The sequence below is a fragment of the Blattabacterium cuenoti genome (genome assembly GCF_014251755.1).
In the GTDB taxonomy this organism is placed as follows: domain Bacteria; phylum Bacteroidota; class Bacteroidia; order Flavobacteriales; family Blattabacteriaceae; genus Blattabacterium; species Blattabacterium cuenoti_AN.
The window spans coordinates 491841-517036 of sequence record NZ_CP059200.1 but is presented as its reverse complement, the minus strand read 5'-3'; the positions used below and the strand labels follow the sequence as shown (position 1 = coordinate 517036).

Annotated in this window: 25 protein-coding genes, 1 tRNA gene and 1 pseudogene; 9 read left to right on the top strand and 18 right to left on the bottom strand. The window is 25.1% G+C overall.

Annotated elements, in window-relative coordinates; genetic code table 11:
- The coding region (locus H0H57_RS02550; protein ID WP_185864099.1) for a PASTA domain-containing protein at window positions 1–1107 on the bottom strand (1107 nt) is incomplete at its 3' end.
- Window positions 1108–1166: 59 nt separating this feature from the next.
- Between H0H57_RS02550 and H0H57_RS02545 the strand changes: the two genes are divergently transcribed.
- Window positions 1167–2150: a D-alanine--D-alanine ligase gene (locus H0H57_RS02545; protein ID WP_185863724.1), complete on the top strand. Its 984-nt coding sequence runs from the start codon at window positions 1167–1169 to the stop codon at window positions 2148–2150.
- 117 nt (window positions 2151–2267) lie between these two features.
- Here the strand turns inward: H0H57_RS02545 and H0H57_RS03130 are convergent, their stop codons facing one another.
- The 4 genes and pseudogenes from H0H57_RS03130 to H0H57_RS02535 form a co-directional block, all read right to left on the bottom strand.
- Window positions 2268–2951 (bottom strand): nucleoside recognition domain-containing protein, encoded by a 684-nt coding sequence (locus H0H57_RS03130; protein ID WP_238784343.1) that lies wholly within the window; start codon window positions 2949–2951, stop codon window positions 2268–2270.
- 120 nt (window positions 2952–3071) lie between these two features.
- Window positions 3072–3245: pseudogene (locus H0H57_RS03125) on the bottom strand (nucleoside recognition domain-containing protein); the annotation flags it as partial.
- Window positions 3246–3394: 149 nt separating this feature from the next.
- A complete protein-coding gene (locus tag H0H57_RS03120) occupies window positions 3395–4315 on the bottom strand; it encodes a FeoB small GTPase domain-containing protein (protein WP_238784309.1) in 921 nt (306 codons plus the stop codon).
- Window positions 4316–4331: 16 nt separating this feature from the next.
- On the bottom strand, window positions 4332–4556 hold the full coding sequence (locus H0H57_RS02535; protein WP_185863723.1) for a FeoA family protein: 225 nt from the start codon (window positions 4554–4556) through the stop codon (window positions 4332–4334).
- Window positions 4557–4617: 61 nt separating this feature from the next.
- On the opposite strand from H0H57_RS02535, the gene rseP reads away from it, so the two are divergent.
- Window positions 4618–5952, top strand: a complete 1335-nt coding sequence (rseP, locus tag H0H57_RS02530) for an RIP metalloprotease RseP (RefSeq protein WP_185863722.1) — start codon at window positions 4618–4620, stop codon at window positions 5950–5952.
- Here rseP and H0H57_RS02525 read toward each other — a convergent pair.
- Both H0H57_RS02525 and H0H57_RS02520 read right to left on the bottom strand, forming a co-directional pair.
- On the bottom strand, window positions 5949–6533 hold the full coding sequence (locus tag H0H57_RS02525) for a 5-formyltetrahydrofolate cyclo-ligase (RefSeq protein ID WP_238784308.1): 585 nt from the start codon (window positions 6531–6533) through the stop codon (window positions 5949–5951). The genes rseP and H0H57_RS02525 overlap by 4 nt on opposite strands.
- 5 nt (window positions 6534–6538) lie before the next feature.
- A complete protein-coding gene (locus tag H0H57_RS02520) occupies window positions 6539–7336 on the bottom strand; it encodes an alpha/beta hydrolase (RefSeq protein ID WP_185863721.1) in 798 nt (265 codons plus the stop codon).
- 185 nt (window positions 7337–7521) lie between these two features.
- On the opposite strand from H0H57_RS02520, the gene H0H57_RS02515 reads away from it, so the two are divergent.
- Entirely contained in the window at window positions 7522–8298 is a 777-nt protein-coding gene (locus H0H57_RS02515; protein WP_185863720.1) for a type III pantothenate kinase, read from the top strand.
- 28 nt (window positions 8299–8326) lie between these two features.
- On the opposite strand, the gene H0H57_RS02510 is transcribed toward H0H57_RS02515, so the two are convergent.
- The 7 genes from H0H57_RS02510 to recG form a co-directional block, all read right to left on the bottom strand.
- Window positions 8327–8737, bottom strand: coding sequence for an HIT family protein (locus tag H0H57_RS02510; protein WP_185863719.1), 411 nt, complete (start codon window positions 8735–8737; stop codon window positions 8327–8329).
- On the bottom strand, window positions 8730–9212 hold the full coding sequence (gene greA / locus H0H57_RS02505; RefSeq protein WP_185863718.1) for a transcription elongation factor GreA: 483 nt from the start codon (window positions 9210–9212) through the stop codon (window positions 8730–8732). Before greA ends, H0H57_RS02510 begins: the two co-directional genes overlap by 8 nt.
- Window positions 9213–9512: 300 nt before the next feature.
- Window positions 9513–10826, bottom strand: coding sequence for a UDP-N-acetylglucosamine 1-carboxyvinyltransferase (gene murA, locus H0H57_RS02500; protein ID WP_185863717.1), 1314 nt, complete (start codon window positions 10824–10826; stop codon window positions 9513–9515).
- Window positions 10827–10847: 21 nt separating this feature from the next.
- A complete protein-coding gene (locus H0H57_RS02495; protein ID WP_185864098.1) occupies window positions 10848–11441 on the bottom strand; it encodes a DUF4290 domain-containing protein in 594 nt (197 codons plus the stop codon).
- Window positions 11442–11465: 24 nt separating this feature from the next.
- A complete protein-coding gene (locus H0H57_RS02490) occupies window positions 11466–12470 on the bottom strand; it encodes a cation diffusion facilitator family transporter (protein ID WP_185863716.1) in 1005 nt (334 codons plus the stop codon).
- Window positions 12471–12479: 9 nt separating this feature from the next.
- The gene (locus H0H57_RS02485; protein WP_185863715.1) at window positions 12480–14642 is read right to left on the bottom strand and encodes an ATP-dependent helicase; all 2163 of its coding nucleotides are present in this window, start codon (window positions 14640–14642) and stop codon (window positions 12480–12482) included.
- Between the two features lie 4 nt (window positions 14643–14646).
- On the bottom strand, window positions 14647–16719 hold the full coding sequence (gene recG, locus H0H57_RS02480) for an ATP-dependent DNA helicase RecG (RefSeq protein ID WP_185863714.1): 2073 nt from the start codon (window positions 16717–16719) through the stop codon (window positions 14647–14649).
- 57 nt (window positions 16720–16776) lie between these two features.
- Between recG and H0H57_RS02475 the strand changes: the two genes are divergently transcribed.
- The 4 genes from H0H57_RS02475 to ribD all read left to right on the top strand — a co-directional run bounded on the left by H0H57_RS02475 (window position 16777) and on the right by ribD (window position 18886).
- Window positions 16777–16851: transfer RNA gene (locus H0H57_RS02475), tRNA-Val, on the top strand.
- Between the two features lie 23 nt (window positions 16852–16874).
- Entirely contained in the window at window positions 16875–17072 is a 198-nt protein-coding gene (rpsU, locus tag H0H57_RS02470) for a 30S ribosomal protein S21 (RefSeq protein ID WP_185863713.1), read from the top strand.
- A gap of 18 nt (window positions 17073–17090) precedes the next feature.
- Window positions 17091–17849, top strand: a complete 759-nt coding sequence (locus H0H57_RS02465) for a shikimate dehydrogenase family protein (RefSeq protein WP_185863712.1) — start codon at window positions 17091–17093, stop codon at window positions 17847–17849.
- Between the two features lie 5 nt (window positions 17850–17854).
- Window positions 17855–18886: a bifunctional diaminohydroxyphosphoribosylaminopyrimidine deaminase/5-amino-6-(5-phosphoribosylamino)uracil reductase RibD gene (gene ribD, locus H0H57_RS02460; protein ID WP_185864097.1), complete on the top strand. Its 1032-nt coding sequence runs from the start codon at window positions 17855–17857 to the stop codon at window positions 18884–18886.
- Here the strand turns inward: ribD and H0H57_RS02455 are convergent.
- Window positions 18875–19918: an acyl-CoA reductase gene (locus H0H57_RS02455; RefSeq protein ID WP_185863711.1), complete on the bottom strand. Its 1044-nt coding sequence runs from the start codon at window positions 19916–19918 to the stop codon at window positions 18875–18877. The two genes, ribD and H0H57_RS02455, sit on opposite strands and share 12 nt — an antisense overlap.
- 24 nt (window positions 19919–19942) lie before the next feature.
- Here H0H57_RS02455 and H0H57_RS02450 point away from each other — a divergent pair, with 24 nt between their 5' ends.
- Window positions 19943–20284 (top strand): 4Fe-4S dicluster domain-containing protein, encoded by a 342-nt coding sequence (locus H0H57_RS02450; RefSeq protein ID WP_185863710.1) that lies wholly within the window; start codon window positions 19943–19945, stop codon window positions 20282–20284.
- Between the two features lie 9 nt (window positions 20285–20293).
- Window positions 20294–20998 (top strand): uracil-DNA glycosylase, encoded by a 705-nt coding sequence (gene ung, locus H0H57_RS02445; protein WP_238784306.1) that lies wholly within the window; start codon window positions 20294–20296, stop codon window positions 20996–20998.
- 6 nt (window positions 20999–21004) lie between these two features.
- Here the strand turns inward: ung and lpdA are convergent, their stop codons facing one another.
- From lpdA to rny, 3 genes are read right to left on the bottom strand one after another with little or no spacing between them, the layout of a single operon-like run.
- The gene (lpdA, locus tag H0H57_RS02440; protein WP_185863709.1) at window positions 21005–22426 is read right to left on the bottom strand and encodes a dihydrolipoyl dehydrogenase; all 1422 of its coding nucleotides are present in this window, start codon (window positions 22424–22426) and stop codon (window positions 21005–21007) included.
- 31 nt (window positions 22427–22457) lie between these two features.
- Complete coding sequence (locus H0H57_RS02435) at window positions 22458–23432, bottom strand: deoxyhypusine synthase family protein (protein WP_185863708.1); 975 nt, start codon at window positions 23430–23432, stop codon at window positions 22458–22460.
- 15 nt (window positions 23433–23447) lie between these two features.
- Window positions 23448–25019: a ribonuclease Y gene (gene rny / locus H0H57_RS02430; protein ID WP_185863707.1), complete on the bottom strand. Its 1572-nt coding sequence runs from the start codon at window positions 25017–25019 to the stop codon at window positions 23448–23450.
- Window positions 25020–25196 lie beyond the last annotated feature (177 nt).

The window sequence follows — 25196 nt, the reverse complement described above, 5'->3', positions numbered from 1 at the left end:
TTTGTTTTTGACGTCTTTGTTTTTGACGTCTTTGTTTTTGACGTCTTTGTTTTTGACGTCTTTGTTTTTGACGTCTTTGTTTTTGACGTCTTTGTTTTTGACGTCTTTGTTTTTGACGTCTTTGTTTTTGACGTTTTTGTTTTTGACGTCTTTGTTTTTGACGTCTTTGTTTTTGACGTCTTTGTTTTTGACGTCTTTGTTTTTGACGTTTTTGTTTTTGACGTCTTCATTTTTGACATCTTCATTTTTGACATCTTCATTTTTGACATCTTCATTTTTGACATCTTCATTTTTGACATCTTCATTTTTGACATCTTCATTTTTGACATCTTCATTTTTGAATTGATCTAACAATTCTTTGGAAGTTAACCAAAGTTCAACAGGTTTATTTTTATCATAAATTATTCCAGAATCAGGTTTTTGACGATATACTTTTGCATTTTTATCAGGATTTGTTATTGTATGATCATAGTAAAAATTAATCACATGAAATAATTGATTTTTTAACGTAAAAATAGCTGAATATAAATTCATTCCTACAACATTAGGTACTAAAAAATTATCTTTTTTATATCCTTTTCCAATGATTAAAATAATTCCATCTTGATTCAAGGAAAATCTATATCCAAATTGAATCGATTTATTTCGATATAAAATTTTTAAAACGGTATCTTTCCTCCTATCATTAATATATCTGATTTCTTTAACGGATATATGACTAGCATGAAGCAATTTTATTGCTATTTTTTTTTCTTTATTTATAATATTAGGTAAAACAGATTGGGATGATTGAGAGTTAACTTGTATATATACATGTCTTCCTTCTTTAACATGATCTCCAGCTTCTGGAGAAAAGGAAATGATTTGATTAATTTTAAAATTAGGATCATAACGTGATGTATCTATATCGTATTTTAGACCTAATTTTTTCAAAATTAATATAGATTTAGGTAAAGTAAAACCTATCAAATCAGGAACTACAACATAAGACCCATGTTTTGTATAAACATCTACCCATTTCAATGACAATTGAGTAATTTTATATAAAATCAATATAGAAACTAAAAAATTTATGATGAATATTACAAAATATTTTGAATAATTCATGAAAAAAATAAATTAGAAATGTTTTTATAATAAAAAACCAATAAAATTAAAAATAATTCATGAAAAAAATAGCTGTTATAATGGGAGGATATTCAAAAGAATCTATGATTTCACTACAAAGTGGAAAAGTTGTTTATGAAAATTTATGTAGAAAAGAATTTGATCCTTATCGAGTCTATCTTTTCAAAGAAAAATGGTTTATGAAAGATGAGAAAAATAAAGAATATTCTATAAATAAACAAGATTTTACAATTTCCGGAATGAATCACCTCAAGTTTGATTGTGTATTTAATGCCATACATGGAACTCCAGGAGAGGACGGAATATTACAAGCTTATTTTGAATTATTAAGAATACCTTATACAGGATGTAATTTTCATCATGCAAATGTTACTTTTAATAAAAAGTATTGTTTAACTTTGTTGAAATATTTTGGAATTAATACAGCAAAATCTTTTTTTTTAAATAAAAATCAAGTTCTTTGTAAGAAAACAATTTTAAACAAAGTAGGACTTCCTTGTTTTGTTAAACCGAATAGATCGGGATCTAGTTTAGGAATAAGTAAAGTTTATGAAGAAAAATATTTGTTTAACGCAGTACAAAAAGCTTTTCTAGAAGATGAAGAGATTCTGATCGAATCTTATCTTGAAGGAAAGGAGGTATCAGTAGGTGTTTTTTCATTTAAAAATGAAATTATTGTTTTACCAATAACAGAAATAATTAGTCAAAATGATTTTTTTGATTTTGAATCAAAATATTCCGGTAAATCTCAAGAAATCACTCCAGCAAAATTGTTTCCAAATATTGAAAATCAAATACGAAAAATAGCCAAAAAAGTATATAAATTTCTAAATTTATCGGGAATCACGAGATCAGAATATATCATTGTAAATGAAGAACCTTTTTTTTTGGAAATAAATACAATCCCAGGTCTTTCAGAAGAAAGCATTTTTCCAAAACAATTGAAAATAGCTGGAATATCTTTATCCGAAGTTTTGACAAATTCCATATATACTTCCATTGAAAAAATGGAAATTTTATAATTTACAATTGCATTTTTTTTTACAAAAATTTTTTTTAGAAAAAAAATTCAATAATTTTATAAATAAACAGAAAATTGAATATAAAAAAAACAAACCTATTATGATGTATTGACACATTTATTTTTTTAATATTTGATATGTTAATAATGAAGCTATATAAGCTAACAAAGTCATAAAAATAAATTGTAGTATTGGCCATTTCCAAGATTTTGTTTCTTTTCTTATTATGGATAAAGTACTCATACATTGCATAGAAAATGCATAAAAAAATAGTAAAGAAATTCCTGTTGCTAAATTATAAATAGGTTTTTTAGTTTCAGGATATGTTTCTTTTTTCATTTTTTCCTTTAAAATATTTTCTTTTTCTTCTATGCTATATACAGAAGCCATAGTACTAACAAAAACTTCTCTCGCTACAAGAGATGATAGAAGTCCTATCCCAATTTTCCAATCGTATCCTAATGGATGAATTACAGGTTCTATTTTTTTCCCTAAGATACCCAAATAAGAATGAGTCAATTCTTTTTTTTGTATTATACAAATTGAATTTTTATTTGATGAATTTTCTGAAGGACCAAAAGAACCCAAAACCCAAATCAATATATTAATCAATAGAATGATTTTTCCTGCATTGATAATAAACGATTTAAGATTGATCCATAGAGTAATTAATACATTTTTCAATATAGGGATTTTATAAGTAGGAATTTCCATTATAAGATGACTTTTATAATTTTTTTTTAGTAATTGATGTAAAATGATGGAGACACTCAATGCAAATATAATTCCTAAAATATACATAGATAAGAGTACTATTCCTCTTAGTTGAATGAAATACCATTTTTTGTCCGGTATAATTATAGATATAATTAGAGTATATACAGGTAATCTGGCAGAACAGGTTATAAAAGGAGTTACTAAAATAGTAATTAATCGATCTCTTGGGTTCTCTATATGTCTAGCTGATATGATTGCGGGAATAGCGCAAGCTATGCTAGAAATAAGAGGGACAACACTTTTTCCATTTAATCCAAAAGGTCGCATGATTCTATCCATTAAAAATATAACTCTGCTTATGTATCCACTTTCTTCCATAAGAAGAAGAAAAAATATCAAAATCGAAATTTGTGGAATAAAAGATAGAATAGTACTGATTGCAGGGAATATTCCTTGCAAAAAAAAATTATTTAAAGGACCAGGATAAACGTTATCGAATTTCTTTTGGATAAAAGAAAAAAACAATTCTACAAATTGTTTAGGAATTTCTGACCAAAAAAAAATACATTGAAAAATGAAAAATAAAATAAATAAAAAAAAAAATAACCCCAAAAAGGATGTAAAACTAAATAATTATCTATTTTTTTTGAAAATTCTAAACAGTTTTTTTCTTTCTCCGAAAGAAATTCGGAAACTATTATTGAAAATATTTTTCCTATTTCTTCATATCTATCTAATGTTTCCTTGATTTGTAATCTTTTTGGGATAATGTTATATTTTTTTTTTATTTTATTCAATAAACAATTTTTTTTTAAAAATTTTTTGTCATGAGCTAGATAATACCAAGCTTGATAAGTATTTACTTTGTAATTGTTTTTGACATCATTAATAGCAAGAGAATAATGTATCCCTGGATTGAAAAAAAAATAGTTTGTTTTTGTTTTTTGATTTAAATTTTTTATTTTTATTTTCATTTTGTTCAGTCCTATTCCTTTTCTTGCGTTAATCAATACAATTTCTGTGATAAGAATTTTTCTTAATTTTTCTATATTAATGGATATGCCCTTTTTTATTGCTTCATCAAGCATATTTAATGCAAAAAGGACAGGAAATCCTAAATCTTGCACTTGTCTTAGTAAAAGAATGCTTTTTTTTAAATTCGATGAATTTGCTATTACTATAATTTTATCTGGATAATCTAAGTCATCTAGATTAAGTAGCAATCTGCAAACTACTTCTTCATCTTCAGATGAAGGATATATACTATAAGTTCCAGGAAGATCTAAAATTTGATAATACGTGTTTTCATAATGAAAATATCCTATTTTTTTGTCTACTGTAACTCCTATATAATTTCCAACTTTTTGATTAAGTCCAGTTAATTGATTGAACAAAGAAGTTTTTCCTACATTTGGATTTCCAACTAGAGCTAATTTAATTTTTTTCATAAATTATTTTCGAATTCTAAATAATAGGTTCTATGATAATGTTTTCAGCTTCTTTTTTTCGTAAAACTAAACAAGATTGATCATAACTTATACATAATGGATCGCAAAAAATAGAAACAAAAAGTATTTCGAATTTTACACCAGGTAAAACTCCTAATTCTAGTAATTTTATGGGAAAATTATCATCTTTGTATCCTTTAATAATTCCTTTTTCTCCTTTTTTAAGATTAGATAAATTCAAAATGTATTTTATTTTGGAATAAAGGTTTAAATTTATCTCTTTTATTTTTTAAATCTGAAAAATGTCATCAATTTTCATTAGATCTATACAATTGCTACTTAGCATTTCTATATTGGTTGTTGTTCATGAACTAGGTCATTTTATTATAGCTCAAATATTTAAAGTAAGAGTTGAAAGATTTTTTTTATTTTTTGACCCTTGGTTTTCTCTATTGAAAAAAAAAATAGGAAATACTATTTATGGAATAGGTTGGGTCCCTTTAGGAGGATATGTTAAAATATCTGGAATGATGATGGATGAAAAAGACAATAATCAATCAGAGAATAAACTTAAAAATTGGGAATTTCGTTCTAAATCAGCAATAAAAAGATTATTGATCATTTCTGGAGGAATTCTTTTTAATATATTGTTATCCGTTTTAATTTTTACTTTTTTATTGTTTAAGTATGGAGAAACTTATCTTCCTACAAAAAATGTGAAATACGGAATAGAAGTTGATTCTTTGGGAGAAAAAATAGGATTGAAAAATGGAGACAAAATTTTATTTGTTAACGAACAATATGTTCCCTACTTCAATGATATTCCTAAAGCCATTATTTTGGGTAATTCTATCACAATAGATCGTATGGGAAACATTATAAAATTATCATTAAATAATAACAAAAAAAAATTTCTTTTCGATCGAAAAGAATTCCATTTTTTTATTCAACCTCGTGTTCCTCCTATCATTAATTATGTGGTCAAAAACTCTAAAGCTGATAAATATGGATTAAAAAATAATGATGAAATCTTAGCTATTAATTCTGAATTTGTTCTTTTTTCTGATCAATTGAAAGATATATTGTCAAAACATAAAAATGAAAATATATTAATGTACATCAACAGAAATGGGAAACTTATTCAAAAAGAATTTTTTTTAGATCCAAAAGAATTTTTGGGAATTTTTTTAAAAAAATTTATGGATTTAGATCAAATTTTTTTATTTGAAAAAAAGAGTTATTCTTTTTTTGAGAGTATTCCTCATGGAATAGAAAAATCTTGGGATGTTTTAAAAAATCAAATCTTTTTTTTGAAAAATGTTTTTCATATAGAAACCAAAGCTTATAAACAGATAGGTAGTTTTTTTTCCATAGCTAAAGAATTTCCATCTAAATGGAATTGGTATATTTTTTGGACTTTAACTGCTACTTTATCCATTTGGTTAGCTTTTTTAAATTTATTTCCTATTCCATCATTAGATGGGGGATATCTATTATTTATTATGATAGAAATGATAACAAGAAAAAAAATAAATGAGGAAATTGTTGAACGTTGTACTGTTTACGGTTTTTTCATAATGAGTTTAATGATGATGTTGATTATTATTTGGGATATACTCAAAGTTTTTTTTTATTAAACTTTTTTATTAAAGAAAAAAATATGGTTCGGAGTTATTCCTATATCGATTGACAAATCATTTTTATGTATATCTTGAATTTTTTTTATGGGATAAAAAAAACTTAACCCTATTTTAATAATATTTTTTTTGCATAAAGGAATAAATCTATCATAAAAACCTTTTCCATAACCGATTCGATAGCCTTTAAAATCAAATATTAATAAAGGAATAAATATTACTTCGATAAGAGAAATTGAAACAATAAATTTATGCTTAGAAATAGGTTCTAAAATTCCATATGTTTTTTTTGTTAGTATCGTATTTTCATGAAATAAACAATTTTCTATAGATAATTTCTGAAAATTAGAACAGGGTACCGTGACATATTTTCCTATTTTTAGTAAAAAATTGATAATGATAAATGTATCTATTTCTTTATGTTTCCGTATGGGTAAAAAAATGTGATAATAAGTTTTTTTCCATAAAAAAAATATCTTTCTTAACTGAAAGAAAATTTCAGAACTCATTTTTCTAATTTTTTTTCTAGAAAAAGACTTTCTCATATGTAAATATTTTTCACGTAATTTTTTTTTATTCATTCAACTCACGTTTTAAAAATAGAAAAATCTATAAAATTTTCTAATATTTTTATTATTTTTTTAGGTTTTTCTATGTGTCCCATATGACCTGTAGGTATTGCAAAAAAATATATTTGATTTCCATTTTTAGTTTCTTCATAAATTTTTTTTATATCAAGAATTCTATCGTATAAACCAGCTATATATAGTTTTGGAAATTTAGTTGTTTTTAGTAAAAATGTTCTATTTTTTCGAATTGACATTCCTTTTAAAAAAGAAATAATACTATGAATATGAGTATTTGAAGCAATTTGATTTACAAAACCAATTTGGTTTTGCAAAGAACATAATTTTTCATAATGAAATAATTTTTTTATACTTGTGTTTATAAATAATGTATAATGATGGATTGCTAATTGAATAGACTGAATGCGTTTTTTCTTTTTTTCAAGTGTATCTGATTCTGTTGTAGAATGAAGTAAACACAATCCTAAAAACATTTCTGGATATTTTTCTGCCAAGGCTAAAGCCACATATCCACCCATAGAATGTCCTACAAAAATCGCTTTTTGTATATTTTCTTTTTTTACAATTTTTTTTACAATTTCTGCAGCTTTTTCCATCGTAAAAACTGTATTTTTTTTTTCTGTGAAAACACTTTTTCCATGACCTGGAAAGTCAATTGAAATAACTTTATATTTTTTAGTAGAAATGTTACTGTATATATAATTCCATATTTCTAAATTTTCCATAAATCCATGCAATAATACTATAGGAATTCCTTTTCCTTTTACTTTTGTATTTATTTTAAAAATATTAGTCATTACTTATGAAATAAAATATACTTTTATGAGATTATATAAATACATGTCATGAATATGTTATGAAATAAAATATACTTTTATGAGATTATATAAATACATGTCATGAATATGTTATGAAATAAAATAATTGTCTGATTCAAAAGACGTTTTTATTTTTTTTAAAAAAATGAAAAATATTGTGAATCATGTTATTAATAATAAATATTGGAAATTCCAGTCTTCGTTTTGGAATATTTGATAATAATTATAATTTAAAATGTAATTGTTCTTGGATTATCAATAGTATCCCACATAGATCACTAGATGAATATATTTTTCTATTTAGAAATAGATATCACCAATATGGTATTTTTTCCAAATTTATACAAAATATTGTCATTGGATCAGTAGTTCCTTCTCTTACAAATATTGTGAAACAATCTTTATATGAAATACATAAAATAAAACCTATTATCGTAGATAGAAACTCTTATTCTCCTATAAAACATTATTCTCATCAATTAGGAACCGATTTATATGCTAATGCTATAGCCGCATATACATTATACAAAAATCAAAATACCACTTATTTGGTAGTAGATTTTGGGACTGCATTAAGTTTTACCTGTATCGATAAATATGGACACCTTCAAGGTGTTATTATAGCTCCTGGAGTCAATAGTTCTTTAAATGCATTGATTGGAAATACAGCTCAATTATCAAAAAACATAAAATTAAAAAAACCTCCTAGTATATTAGGACAGTACACAGAAACATGTATTCAAAGTGGAATCATATATGGATATTTAAGCATGGTTGAAGGATTGATAAATCGGGTTAATCAAGAATTGAAAACAAATTGTTTTGTTATTGCTACCGGAGGTTTTTCTCACATATATACCCCTTTAACAAAACAAATTCATATAACAGATAAACTACATACTATGAAAGGATTAAAAATCTTATTTCATTGGAATCATTAAATTGAATATCAATAATGTAAATCTTCGTTTACATATTTTGAATAGATTTTTTTATTTTTTCTGATAAAACTTCAAAATTTTTTGAAGATAAAACCATTCTTTTTTTGGAAAAATTTCCATCACTTTCTTTGTCCATAGGAATTAAATGAATATGAACATGAGGAATTTCAAACCCCATAACAAATATACCTACACGATTGCAAGGAATGATTTTTTCTATACCAATAGCTATTTTTCTTGTAAAAAACATAATAGAGATAAATTCTTTTTCCGATAAAGAAAAAATTTTATCTCTATTACTTTTTTTTGGTATTACCAAAGTATGTCCTATTTTTATAGGATAAATATCTAAAAAAGCTAAATGATCAGAATTTTCTGCTACTTTATAAGCTAAAATTTCATTATGAATTATTTTTTGAAATATATTCTTATTATTCATTAAATGCTATTTCTAAAATTTCATAATTAAGTATCATTTTATTAGGTAATTTAATATGGGCTATTTCTCCCACTTGTTTTCCAAGTAATCCTGTTGATATAGGAGTATTTATCGATATTTTTCCTGATTTTAAATCTGCTTCTCCCTCTGGAACTAAGGTATATATTTGTTCTCCTCCGTAGGTTAAATTTTTGACTCTTACTGTGGAAAGAATAGAAACTCTAGTTCTATTGATTTTTGATCCATCTATGATCCGTGAGTTGGATAGTTTTTTTTTTAACTTAGCTATATTCATTTCTAAAAAACCTTGAGCTTCTTTTATTGCATCATATTCTGCATTTTCTGATAAATCTCCTTTATCTCTAGCTTCCGCTATTTGCATGGATATTTTCGGCCGTTCTATATTTTCCAATCTTTCGATTTCTTTTTGTAATTTTTCTAATCCTTCTTTAGTTATATATTCAAATTTTTCCATAATTTTTCAATTTTTTTCTGATCTTTTTCATTCAATTTATCTATTTAGATGATATCATAAAGTTATATGATTTTGAAATAAACACAACATATGTTTCATACATAACAAAAAATATCTCATTTTTTGTTTGTAAATATTCAATAAAAGATATTACATTTTGATTTAATTAAAATTACAAATTTTTGTATGGTAGGTTTTTTTCACATTTTTTGTGAAAAAAGAAAGTAAAAATTGTGCATATACTTTTTTTTGAAAAAATAGTATATCCTTATTTTTTAGGATTGACAAATTAAAAATTTGTCATGTTATTCTTATAATATTTGCCCCTAAAATACGTAATCTTTCGTCTATATTTTCATATCCTCTATCTATTTGTTCTATATTTTTAATAATACTGGTTCCTTTAGCAGAAAGAGCTGCTATAAGAAGAGAGATTCCTGCTCTTATATCTGGAGAATTTAATATAGATCCTCTAAGAGGAGATTGATGATTTAGTCCTATAACAGTAGCTCTATGAGGATCACATAATATGATTTGAGCTCCCATTTCAATAAGTTTGTCTACGAAAAATAGTCTGCTTTCGAACATTTTCTGATGAATCAAAACACTACCTTTAGCTTGAGTAGCTACTACAGTTAAAATACTTAATAGATCTGGAGTTAATCCAGGCCATGGAGCATCAGATATTGTTAATATTGCATTATTTAATGATTTTTTAATTTGATAAGATTTTTGAGATGGAATATAAATGTCATCTTGAACCTTTTCTAACTTTATCCCCATTTTCTGAAATGTGTTAGGAACAATTCCTAAATTTTTCCAACTTACATTTTTAATTTTTATTTCAGAACAAGTAATAGCAGCCAAACCGATCCAACTACCTATTTCTACCATATCAGGTAATATAGTGTGTTCACATCCTCCTAATTCTTTGACTCCAATTATATTAATTAAATTAGATCCTATTCCTTTAATTTTGGCTCCCATTTTATTTAATAATTTGCATAATTGTTGAATATAAGGTTCACAAGCCGCATTAAAAATTGTAGTTTTTCCTTTAGCTAAAGTGGCAGCCATAATGATATTAGCCGTTCCTGTAATAGAAGCTTCTTCCATTAAAATATATTCTCCAGTCAAACTCTTTTTATGAATCTGTAAGTCAAAATATTTATATTCATTATGATAATAAATCCTACTTCCTAACAATTTTAATCCTGTTAAATGAGCGTCTAAACGTCGTCTTCCTATCCTATCTCCTCCAGGTATTGGAATACAAACTTTTCCAAATCTGGAAAGTAAAGGACCTGCAATCATAATTGATCCTCTGATAGATTTTCCATACTCTCGGAATTTTTTTGTATTTAAATATTCAGTATTTATATTTTTTGCTTGAAAAGTATAATCTCCCATTCCATTTTTTTTTACTAAAACTCCTAAATTTTTAAGAATTTGCATTAAACATTTAACATCTCCTATTTCTGGAATATTTTTAATTCTCAATTTTTCTGAAGTTAATAACACGGCACATAATACCTGCAAAGATTCATTTTTAGCACCTTGTGGGTGAATTTCTCCTTTTAAAGGAAATCCTCCTTTTATTTGAAAAATACTCATTCCAAAATCATGTTTTATTGTTTAGTATTTTTCTTTTTTTTTATATTTCAAAATATGAGAACATTGTAATAATGAATCTGTATTTTTCATTAAACATATTTTTCCTTTTGAAAGTTCTTTTAAGTCTTTAAATATGACGTCATCTTCCACCATACTTTTATTCCATCTTAGATAGTTTTTTTTCATTGTATTAGCAATAGCATAAAATAATCCTTCTTTTTTTTGCGTATCTCTACAACGTATTGCTGCATGGATCATGTTTCTTATGATTTTACCATAATATCTAAAATTAGTTAAATATTTAGGGTATACTACTTTTTTATTACAAAAACTCATTTTGTAGGTTTCTTTTGTATTTGGTTTAGGAAAAGGAGTATCAATATCTAATTGATATTTAGACATGATAAATAGTTGATTCCATAATTTATGTTGAAAATAAGGAATTGACTTTTGAAATTTAGGATGAATGGATCCCGTCATTAATTTAATAATACCCCATGCACAACGATTTCTTTTTTTTCTGTTTTTTATTTGTATGGCGTATTCTATCATTTTATGAATATTTCTACCATATTCTGGTATCACCAATTTAAAACGATTAGTGTTGTATTCCATCATAATATCTATCTATTTTAAAGTTTAGTATTGTTTGTTGTTATAATAAGATGTTTTATCTAAAGTCCAAAGAATTTTTTTTTGAAAAAGGTTTTTTCTTTCTTTACAAGAATGATTAAAACAAAATATACAATGATTATTAGAACAAGCTTCAACGTGAACCGATAATTCTACTTTAAATCCAAATTTATTTTTAGTTAGTTGAGTTAATTTTTTCACTTCTTGATTCGCTTTTTTTATATTAAAAAACCATGGAACAGTTAAATGACAATCGATATGCAATGCACTACCATATTTAATAATTTTTAAATGATGAAGATCGATCCAATGATCATCTCTATTTTTATTGAGATAAAAAGATAATTTTCTTAAAAGTTTTTTATCAGATTCATCCATAATTCCAGCTGTAGCATTTCTTAATAATTTAAATCCTGTATATAATATTAAGGATGAAAAAATAATAGAAATAATAGGATCAATCCATATACATTTAGTGATATTCAATAAAATAAGTCCTACAACTATACCAAAAGTAGAATAAGTATCGATTTGAAGATGTTTTCCACTAGCTATTAATGTTAAAGCTCCATTTTTATGCCCTATCTTGCAGGCTAATAATCCTAAAAAATAATTAATCATTCCAGTAAAGGACATTAAGAAAATACCATAATCTAATCTTGATAAAAGGACTCCATGCATATGATAATATTTAATACGTATAAAAGTATTTATAAAAATAGTAGTTCCTACTATAGAAATTAAAAACCCTTCTATAGCTGTTGATATAAATTCTATTTTACCGTGTCCATATGGATGATTTTGATCTTTAGGCAAAGATGATATATAAAGGCTACATAATCCGATAAAACCACTAATGATATTAATCAAACTTTCCATAGCATCACTAAATATAGAAAGTGAAGAAGTAATATGCCAAGTAATTAATTTTACGATAAATAAAATAATCGCTACAAAACAAATTATTTTCTGAAAATAGAAATTTAATTTAATTTTTTTTGAATCATTCATAAATTGTTGTTATGAGTAAATAACAAGTTTATCCAATTTTAGAAAAATTCTTTTTTTTCCTGATTGTTGAAATTTTATTAAAGCTATTTGATTGTGATTTTGCAATTCTACAATGATTCCTAATCCAAAATTCTTGTGAAAAACTTTGACTCCTTTTTTCATTTTTAAATATTTAGAATTTTCATAATTTTTTTTATTATGATTCACATGATGAAAATGATTCAAAGAATGAATTTTTTTTTTTTCTAATATATGTTTATGATGATTTTCTATATCAATGAAATTTTTATTCATTTCGTGAATAAAACGACTAGGGTTATTTTCTTTTTTTTCCCCCCATATAAATCTATGTTTCGCATAAGTGAGTACTGCTTTTTTTTGAGCTCGAGTTAAAGCAACATAAAATAAACGACGTTCTTCTTCTATTTTTAACGGGGTTAAAAGACTGGATTTTGATGGAAACAAATTTTCTTCTAATCCTGCAATAAAAACAATGGAAAATTCTAATCCTTTGGATAAATGAATTGTCATTAATGAAACTTTATTTTTTTCATTTTCTTTATGATTAATATCTTCATGTATTTCCAAATAAAAACATCGTAAAAAACCAAATAAACTTGTATCTCCATGATTTTTTAATTCTTCTTGTTCTTTAACATATTGAAATATATTATCAAGTATAGATTGAAAATCTTCATTTTTATAATAGTTTTGTTTTGTCAAAAAACTTATCACATTTTTTGCTATGACATATGCATTGTCTTTTTCTACATTAACACGTAACTTTTCGATTGTAAAAATTAAATTTATAAAGTTATTTTTTGTTCTATTATTTATTTTTAATAACGATTTATAATTTTCTATATTTTGTATTATGTTATAAACTGTAATTCCTTTTTTTTGAGATAAACTCAATATGTTTTTTACTATCTTTTGATTTCTTTTTTTTATAATACGTAATAAAGATTCTTCATCATTTGGATTCACAATCACTCTAAGATAAGCTAAAAAATCTCGAATTTCTTTTCGTTTTTCAAACGAAATGGATCCATATATATGATATGGTATATTTTTTTTTTTGAGTGAATATTCTATAATATGTGATTGTATCTTTGCTCTGTAAAGAATAGCAAAGTTTTCAAATTGTAAATTTTTTTTTCTTTTTATTGAAAGAATAGAACAAGCAATATATTGTGCTTCTTCTCGTTCAGAAGAAGCACAATATATTTTTATTTTTTCTCCTTCTTCATTATTTGTCCATATTTTTTTGAAAATTTTCTTTTTATTAAAAGAAATAATATTGTTAGAAGCTTGCACGATATAGTTAGTAGAACGATAGTTTTGTTCAAGACGAAAGATTTTAGCATTTTTATAATCAAGATGAAAATTTAAAATATTTGAAAGATGAGCTCCACGAAACCCATAAATGCTTTGAGCGTCATCTCCTACTACAAAAAGATTTTTATGTTGAGAAACTAAATTTTTTATAACAGTATTTTGAGATAAATTGGTATCTTGGTATTCATCAATTAATATGTATTTAAATTTTTGTTGATATTTTTTCAACACGTTTGGAAAATAAAAAAATAAATAATTAGTATAAAGTAATATATCATCAAAATCTAATGCGTTTGCTTGAAAACAACGTTTTGTATAAGATTCATAAATTTTAGTAATAGGTTCTTCCAATTTTTGATTTATTAATTTTCTTTTATAGAAGAAACCATATAAATTATTTTTGTATTCAGATATTTTTCTTTTGATCTCTTTATAATTCAAAGATATATCTATATTTAGATCTTTGAATATTTGTTTTATGACATTTTCTGAATCTTTATGATCATAAATAGTATAATTAGACTTAAATCCCAACCAATGAGATTCTTTTCTTAGAATATTGGAAAATATAGAATGAAAAGTTCCCAGTGTGATTTGATCAGAATCTGTTTGATTCATCATCATGTTATAAATACGATTTTTCATTTCTTTAGCAGCTTTTTTGGTAAAAGTTAAAGCCAATATATTAGAAGGATATATTCCTATATTTTGAATCATATGAACAATGCGGTGTGTAATCACACGAGTTTTTCCTGATCCTGCTCCAGCAAGAACTAATATGGGACCATTAATCGTTTCTATAATTTTTCGTTGAGAGCTATTCAGAGAATTCATGTATTTACTTATTTACAATCTTTTCATTTATTTTTTTATAGTATTCATAAAAAATATTTTTTGTATCATTTAAAAAATTAGGATTTTTTTGAAAAAACATTTTAGCAATTGGAAAAACTTCTTTTATTAATTTATAATCTTTTATCAAATTTACTATACGAAAATAATTTTTTCCACTTTGTTTAGTTCCTATTAAGTCTCCACCACCACGTAATTTCAGATCTTCTTTAGCTATTTCTAATCCTTTATTTGTTTCACACATTTTTTTGATTCTAAAACCACCTTCTACACTAATTTTCTTATCCGTAAGAAGAATGCAATAACTTTGGTGTATCCCTCTTCCTACTCTTCCTCTTAATTGATGTAATTGAGATAAACCGAAAAGATCTGCATTTTCTATTAAAATCACTGAAGCGTTAGGAACGTCTACTCCTACTTCTATAACCGTAGTTGCTATTAGAATTTTTGTTTTACCACGTAAAAATCGATTCATTTGTATATTTTTTTCTTGAAAATTCATTTCACCATGTAAAATTCCAATTTGATTTTTCAAATTTTTAAATTTTTCTCTAATTTCCTGGTATCCTCTCATTAAATTTTTATATTTCAAAGAAGTATTTATAGTGGGGTATATAATATAAATTTGTCTTCCTATTGAGATTTGGTTTTTCACAATTTTAAAAGCTTGATTTCTATTTTTATTCCAAAAATGAATAGTTTTAATAGGTATTCTTCCTAAAGGCAATTTTTTGATGATAGAAATATTTAAATCATGATAAATAATCATTGCTAATGTCCTAGGAATAGGAGTCGCTGTCATAATTAAAATATGAGGAATTTTTTCATTTTTTTTCCAAATTTTTTCTCTCTGTTCTACTCCAAAACGTTGTTCTTCATCTATTATTGCCAATCCAAGATTTTGAAATTGAACTTTATCCTGAATTAAAGAATGTGTTCCTATTATAATAGAGATTTCTCCTGTTAAGATTTCATGATAGAGAGATTTTCGTATAGAATCAGGAATAGAACTTGTTAATAATGCTATTTTAATTCCAATTTTAGAAAACATTTTTTTTATAGAATAATAATGTTGTATGGCTAAAACTTCAGTAGGAGCCATCAAACAAGATTGAAATCCGTTATCTAAAGCGACAAGCATTGATAACATGGCTATGATGGTTTTTCCACATCCTACTTCTCCTTGTAATAATCGATTCATTTGAGTGGGTTTTTTCAAATCATTCCATATTTCCTTAAATACTTTTTTTTGTTCTTCTGTTAAAGTAAAAGGTAAAAAATTTTTGTAAAAATTATGAAAATTCTTACCTAATTTTGTAAAAGGACAACTATGTGCTAATTCTTTTTTAGATAAAAAAAATAGTTTTAATAGGAATAACTCTTCAAATTTTAAAGAATATTGCGCTTGTAATAAGGAATCTAAAGATTCTGGAAAATGAATTTGAATTAAAGCTTTTTTTCTTGACATTAATTTATTATTCATCAAATCTTGAAAAAAAAATTCATTTATGTCATCTTTTAACTCTTCTATAAGATTTTGTAATAAATTAGTCATAAAAAAATTATTTATTCCTTTTTCTTTTAAATTCTTAGGAATAGGATATACAGGAAATATAGAAAAATTTTTTACTGAAGAATGGAATTTTTTAATGTTTGGATGAATAATTTGAATTTTATTTTGAAAATATTTAACTTTTCCAAAAACTATGACTGTAATATTTTTGATTATATTTTTTAAAATATTTTTTTTTTGAAACCAAACTAACTCTATATAACCTGTTTTGTCTTCAAAATGTGCTATTAACATTTTTCCTTTTTTATTTTTATAGTTTCTTTCTTCAATCTTAGTGATTATACCTAATATTTGTACAAAATCATTATCATGATTGGATAATTCTGATATGTTTTTTATTGCGGATAAATGCCTATATCCTTTAGGATAAAAAAAAAGTAAATCCTCATATGTATAAAGGTTTAATTCAGTATTGAATAAAGAAGCTTTCTTTAAACTCAATCCTTTTAAATATTTTATAGATTTTTTTAGAATATTGCAGGACATAATATAAATTATAAATCCATTATATATCAAAAAATACTTAATTTTGTTGATTTTAAAGGACATTTAGCTCAGTAGGTTTAGAGCGCTACTTTGACAGAGTAGAGGTCATCGGTTCAAATCCGATAGTGTCCACAAGAATTATTTATTAAGTTTTTATGATCTTAATTACTACTGTTAGAGAAGGAGAATCAATTGATAAAGCTTTAAAAAAATGTAAAAAAAAATTTGATAAAACTCGTCTTTTAAAAGAGTTTAGAGAAAGGCAACAATATATAAAACCTTCTGAAGGAAGAAGGATTGAAATATTGAAAGCGAAATATAGAGAACATATGAAATCGAAAAGAGAAGAATAGACTTCATATTTTTTTATTATGAAACATGAAAAGAAAAGAATTTATGGTCTGATAGGAAAAAATATTAAATATTCTTTTTCTAGAAAATTTTTTCTTGAAAAATTCAAACAGGAATCTATTTTCAATGCAGATTACGAAATTTTCGATATTTCAAAAATAGAAGATGTATCGTTGATCTTTCAAAATCCTTATTTGAAAGGATGTAATGTGACTATACCTTATAAAACAAGTATTATTCCTTTCCTTACTCAAATTATGCCTGAAGCAAAATCTATAGGATCTGTGAATGTAGTAAAAATTACGAATAAATGTAGAATTGGTTTTAATACAGATGTTTTAGGTTTTGAGTGTTCTTTTAAAAAAAAATTTAAACAATTTAAAAATAAAACAAATTTTAAAGCATTAATCTTAGGAACTGGAGGGGTTTCTAAAACCATTTCATTTGTTTTAGAAAAATTAAAAATTCCATATCAATATATTTCTAGGAAAAAAAATAGTGGGTTTCTAGTTTATGAAGATATAAATCAAAATTTATTGAATGAATACAAAATTATCATTAATTGTACTCCTATAGGAACATATCCTAATATAAATTCATGTCCATTTTTACCTTATCAATATGTTTCCTCCGAACATTATTTTTATGACCTAGTTTATAATCCCAATAAATCTTTGTTTCTAAAAAAGGCAGAAAAAAAGGGGGCTTTAATCCAAAACGGGTTAGAAATGTTTTATTTTCAAGCTGAGGAATCTTGGAAAATATGGAAAAAAATATAAAATTGATGAAATATAAAGAAATTTTTATGAAAAGAGCTATACAATTAGCTAAAAACGGATTAGGATTTACATCTCCAAATCCTATGGTTGGATGTGTGATAGAAAGAAATGGAATTGTTTTATCAGAAGGATATCATTATAAAAATGAAATGTATCATGCCGAGTTTATAGCTATTAATAATATAAAAAATAAATACTTATTTTTTGATTGCACTCTATATGTTACATTGGAACCATGTGTTCATTTTGGAGAAACTCCTCCTTGTGTCGATTTGATAATTAGAAAAAATATTCCAAGAGTAATAGTGGGAATACAAGATCCTTGTGAAAAAGTGAAAGGGTTAGGAATAAAAAAATTAAAAAAATATGGTGTTGAAGTTATAGAAAATGTATTAATAGATCAATGTAGAATTTTAAATAAGCGTTTTTTTACTTTTCATGAAAAAAAACGTCCTTATATTATATTAAAATGGGCACAAAGTAATGATGGTTTTATATATTCAGAAAAAAAAAAATCCAATTGGATTAGTGGAATATATGCTAAACAACTAAATCATAAATGGAGGTCGGAAGAAGATGGAATTTTGGTAGGAAAAAAAACTGTATTAAATGACAATCCAAAGCTAAATGTTAGAAAATGGTTTGGTAAGAATCCGATTAGAATTTTTATTGATCAAAAATTAAGTATTTCTAATTCTCATTTTATTTTGGATGGATCTCAACATACTATTGTGTTTACAGATAAAAATAAAGAAAATCAAAAAAATATAGAATATATTCAAATTTCTTTTAAGAAAAAAATTATCCATCAAATATTGGATTGTTTGCATAAAAAGAAAATTTTATCTTTAATAGTGGAAGGAGGAAAAAAAACTTTAGAAAATTTTATAAAAGAAGATATTTGGGATGAATGCCGTATTTTTATATGCAAAATTGTATTAAAAAGTGGATTAGAAGCGCCTAAAATAGGAGGAATGATATCTACAAAAATGAATCTGGATAACAAAGATCAGCTTTTTATTAAATCACCCATTTAAAAATTGAATTGTGTCTATTTCATCTGCATAGTTTTCTAATTTTGGATATTGTGTTTTTCCGAAAAGTGTTTCTTTTTCTAAAAAATTTTTAGAAACGATACATTGTATATCGTTACTGTTTTCTACAATTATTTTTTTTAACTGATTTAAATTATTATAAAATTCATAATAAACTACAGATATTGGACTACGATAATTTTTTTCTTCTTTCAAAAGAACGAAATGATTTTTTTGAAAGCTAACTTTGTTCATAGTATAGATAGAGAGATAATACTTATAATTGTCTGTATACTTGTAATTTTTTGTAATATATTCGGATATAAATGATTTTTTTAAAATCCAATGAACATTATAATCATGAGGGATAAATATTTTTCCTACATTTCTACATCCCCTTCCCGAATAAGTTAACATGTCTTTATTCAAAAGAATTAATTCCTCTTCTGTTTCCCTTCCTTGTAACACAGCTACAGAAGTTCTACTTTTTCTAAGTAAAACAGGATATTTTCTAAAATAATATTCAAAATAACGAGATGTATTATTATTTCCAGTGGCTATTACATAATCAAATTTTTCATAAAAAATGTTATTTGTAAATTTGATTTTATTTTTTAACATGGGTTTTTCATGTATTATTATTTTACATAAAAATGGAAGTAATAAATTATCTTCTTCAGATAATTTAATTATGATTTTATGTCCTGATAAAATCACACACAAAAAATCATGAAATCCAACCATTGGAACATTTCCAGGCATAATAACAAGAATTTTTTTATATTTTTTTTTTGGAAAATAATATTTACTCATCCAAGATTCTAACTTTTCTTTTTTAAGAGTTTTTCCCCATTGATCAAAAGTTATTAATAAATCCTCTATTCTAAACCATTGATTTTCAATAGTTATTTTTTTAATAATTTTTAGAAAAGAAAAAAAAAACTTTTTATAATGTTTGGATAAATACTTGTTATGTGGATAAAATTTTTTAACTTCCCTTAAAAAAGATCCTAATTTATCAAAAGTTTTAATCATTATTTAAATTTTTTTTAAAGTTCAATGTCCATAAAAATTACAGAAAAATGCATAAATTGTGGAGCTTGTGAACCTGAGTGTCCTAATCAAGCAATTTATGAAGGAGGAAAAAAATGGAGAATGTCAGATGGAACTTCTTTGAAAAAGAAGAAAATATTAGATCTAGATCCAACTATATTTCAAGAACCCAAAAAAAAGGATATATATTTTATTGTTCCGGAAAAATGTACAGAATGCGTGGGTTTTTATGATCGACCTCAATGTATTATAATTTGTCCAGTTCAATGTTGTATTCCAGATACAAAAAATTATGAAAATAAAGGGGAGCTTATTCAAAAAAAGAATTTTTTGCATGGAAATCTTTAGTTTATTTTTATGATGATACTAGGAGAAAAATCAGAGATCAATTTTGATTGGATTTCTTTATTAAAAGATGAATTTCATAAACCTTATTTTATAAAATTATTGAAAATTCTTAGAATTGAATATAATCGTTTTATTTGTTTTCCTAAACAAAAAAATATATTTTTTTGTTTAAAATATTGTTCTTTTCAAAGATTAAAAGTAGTTATTCTAGGACAAGATCCTTATCATGAAAAAAATCAAGCGGATGGTCTTTGTTTTTCTGTTCCTAATGGAATACCTATTCCTGCCTCATTAAAAAATATTTTTACAGAAGTGAATAATTGTTTGAATTTAAAAAAAACAAGTTGTTATCCTATGAGTGGATCTTTAATTTATTGGTCAAAGCAAGGAGTGTTATTATTAAATTCAATATTAACAGTCAGAAAAGGTTTTCCTATGTCTCATAGAAATATAGGATGGGAACTTTTTACAGATCAAATCATACAAACTATTTCCAATCGAAAAAAAAATATTGTTTTTCTTTTATGGGGAAAGTATGCTCAAAAAAAAATACCTTTAATCAATTCTTTTCATGATCATTACGTTTTAAAAACCTCACATCCATCTCCTTTTTCTGCTCATATGGGTTTTTTAGGATCTAAACATTTTGAAAAAACCAATAATTTTCTGAAAAAAAAAGGAAAGAAAACTATATTTTGGAATTTTTGGCATTAAAAGTCTTTACATATGTATAGAACGATTTTCAAAATTTAATAAAGCGGCTTCTTTAAATGATTCACTTAAAGTAGGATGCGGGTGACATATTCTATATATATCTTCTGAAGAGGATCGGAATTCCATAGCTACAGATGCTTCCATAATCATATCTGAAGCATGATCTCCAATGATATGGACTCCTAATATTTCATCTGTTTTTTTGTGAGAAATCATTTTTAAAAAACCATCTGTACAGCCACTTGTACGAGCCCTAGCTAATATTTTCATAGGAAAAATTCCTATATTATATTCTATTTTATTTTTCTTAATTTCATTTTCTGAACGTCCAATACTGGCTACTTCAGGGTAAGTATAAATTATTGATGGGATTAAATCATAATTTAATTTATTTGGTTTTTGTCCCACCATATGTTCCACTACATATAATCCTTCTTCTTCAGCCTTATGTGCTAACATTTTTCCTCCTATAACATCTCCTATTGCATAGATATTCTTTACAGAAGTTTGTAAATCATCATTTACAAGTATGAATCCTTTTTTATTTGTTTGAATATTTATATGTTCTAAACCTAAATTTTTTGTATATGGTCTTCTTCCTATTGATAAAAGACAATAATCTCCTATAAACTTCACTTCTTTTCCATTATGATATTTTGCAAAAACAGATATTTTTTCATGATTTTCTTTAAAAATATTGGAAACAGATAAAGAGGTTTCTATTTGAATAGAAGATTTTTCTAATATTTTTCGCATTTCCTGACTTAAAGAATCATCCATATTTGATATGATTTTGTCCATAGGTTCTATGATGATAATTTTACTTCCTAATCTATTAAAAATAGAACCTAATTCTAATCCAATGATTCCTCCTCCAATTATGATTAATTGATTTGGAATTTCTTTTAAATGAAGAGCTTCTGTAGAAGAAAGAATTCTATTTTCTAGATGAAAATTTAAATGAGATAAGCATAAAGGTTTAGATCCTGTAGATATGATACAATATTGAAATTGTATTTCTTTTTTTTCTTTCAATGATTTTCTATCTTTTAAAAACAGAATATTTTTGGTTTTAAATGAACCGATTCCTTGATACAAATCAATTTTGTTTTTCTTCATTAAATATTTCACTCCATTATTTATGTTCTTTACTACCTCATTTTTTCTATCCATCATTTTTTGGAAATCAAAAAATAATTTTTCAAAAAAAATTCCATGTGAAGAATAATTATTTTTAGCTAATGAAAAATATTTAGAAGAATCTAAAAGAGATTTAGAAGGAATACAACCTACATTTAAACATGTTCCGCCTAGTTCCTGATATTTCTCTATAAGAGCAGTACGAAGACCCAATTGACTTGCTCTGATAGCGGAAATATATCCTCCTGGTCCAGAACCAATAACAACAAGATCATATAAATTTTTCATCAATTTTATATTTTTTTTATTAATCAATAAATTACATATTTAATATATATGCGAAAATAAGCGGAGCAACTATAGTAGCATCTGATTCAATGATAAATTTTGGAGTATCTTTATCAAGTTTTCCCCAAGTTATTTTTTCGTTGGGAATAGCTCCAGAATAAGATCCATAACTGGTTGTTGAATCAGAAATTTGACAAAAATAAGACCAAAACGGAGTAGAATGAAATCCTATATCTTGAGATAACATGGGAACCACACAAATAGGAAAATCTCCTGAAATACCTCCTCCAATTTGAAAAAAACCTATTTTATGTTTGATAGATTCTTTTTGATACCATTTTGCTAAAAATATCATATATTCAATTCCGTTCTTTACAAGAAAAGGTTGAAATAGTTTTTTCATACAATATGAGGCAAAAATATTTCCAATTGTGCTATCTTCCCATCCTGGAACTATTAAGGGAATATTTTTTTTTGCTGCAGCTAATACCCAACTGTTTTCTGAATCTATGTCGTAATAGGGTTTTAAAATATTTTCTAATAATAATTGATAAATGTATTCATGAGGAAAATAACGTTCTGATTTTTCTTTCGCTCTTGTCCATATTTTTAATATATGTTTTTGTAATTTTTTAAAAGCTTGTTCTTCTGGAATACAAGTATCAGTTACTCTGTAATAACCTTTTTTTAAGAAATTTTTTTCCTCATCAGGAGTTAAATCTCTATAGTTAGGTATCTTTTTATAATGAGAATGAGCTATCAAATTCAATAGATCTTCTTCCAAATTTGCTCCTGTACAAGAAATAATATGAATTTGATCTTTTCGGATCATTTCAGATAATATCTTTCCTAATTCAGCAGTACTCATTGCACCGGCTAGTGTTACCATCATTTTTCCATTATTTTGAATATGATATTTATACGCTTTAGCGGCTTCTGATAAAGTTAAAGCATTAAAATGAAGGAAGTATTTTTTAATAAAAGAAGTTATAGGAGAGTCTTTCATAATTTTTATCAATTTTTATCTAGCTATTTGTACAGCTCGAGTTTCTCTTATCACTGTTACTTTAATTTGACCAGGATAAGTCATTTCGTTTTTTATTTTTTCTGTTATATCACAAGATAATTGAAAAGCTTTTTTATCATCGATTTTATCACTTTCAACTAATACACGTAATTCTCTTCCTGCTTGTATGGCAAAAGCTTTATTAACTCCATCAAAACTCAACGCTATATCCTCCAAATTTTTTAGCCTTTTTGAATAAGATTCAAAAGAATTTCTTCTTACTCCAGGACGGGCTCCACTAATAGAATCTGAAACTTGTATTATGGGAGACAATAGTACTTTCATTTCTATTTCATCATGATGTGAACCAATGGCATTACAAACTTCCATATTTTCTCCATATTTTTCTGCCCACTGCATTCCTAAAATAGCATGAGGTAGTTCTGATTCGTTTTCAGGTACTTTTCCTATATCATGTAATAATCCAGCACGTTTTGCCAATTTTGAATTTAATCCCAATTCAGAGGCCAATATTCCTGATAAATGAGAAACTTCACGAGAATGTTGTAAAAGATTTTGTCCATAAGAAGAACGATATTTCATTCTTCCTATCATTCTGATTAATTCTGGATGAATTCTATGAATTCCTAAATCTATAATGTTTTTTTTTCCTACTTCTATAATCTCCTCTTCAATTTGTCTTTCTGTTTTTTCTACTATTTCTTCGATTCTAGCTGGATGTATACGTCCATCTATAACTAATTTGTGAAGAGATAATCTAGCTATTTCTCTTCTTATAGGGTTAAAGCAAGATAAAAGAATGGCTTCTGGAGTATCATCTACAATAATTTCTACTCCCGTTGCTTTTTCTAGAGCTCTTATATTTCTTCCTTCTCTTCCGATTATACGACCTTTAACATCATCTGATTCTATGTTAAAAACGGATACAGCATTTTCTACGGCTTGTTCGGTTCCAATTCTTTGAATTGCTTGAATTACAATTTTTTTTGCCGACATTTTTGCAGTTAATTGTGATTCTTCTATAATGTTTTGTATGTGAGTTTGTGCTTTTATTTTTGCCTCTTCTTTCAGAATTTCAATTAATTCATTTTTAGCTTCTTCAGAAGAAAAATTCGATATTTTTTCAAGTAATTCTACTTGTTGTAAATGCATATTTTTAAATTCTTCTTGTTTTTTTTTAAGAATTTTATATTTTTTTTCGTAATCATGTATTTGTGATTCTAAACGATTATTTTTTTTAAAATAAATCTCTATTTCTTTAGACAATCTATTTTCTTTTTCTTTTGTTTTGTTTTCTATATCAATTATTTTTTTTTCTCTCAAATAAACGTCTTTTTCATGTTTAGATTTAAGTTCTATAAATTTCTCTTTTGCTTGAATCATTTTCTTTTTTTTTATGGATTCTCCTTCTTTTTCTGCATTGTTTATGATTTTTTTTGATTGAAAATTAGCTTTTTTCAATAATTGGATATATTTTTTTAATATAGTTTTTTTTCCAAAAAAATAACATGTAATAATTCCAATCACAAACCCCATTAGGACCGAAAATCCAACATTTATTTCCATATTCACTCAATTTAAATAAAAATAAAATAGACATTTTAATCACATTATTAAAACAACAAATATTTATTTAACAAAAGCTATAAAGTTTTTTTTTATGAAGACTTTAAAATATATTCCCCAATATAATTATGATAAATATACAAAATTAAAAATGAGATTTTTTATTAAAATATATTT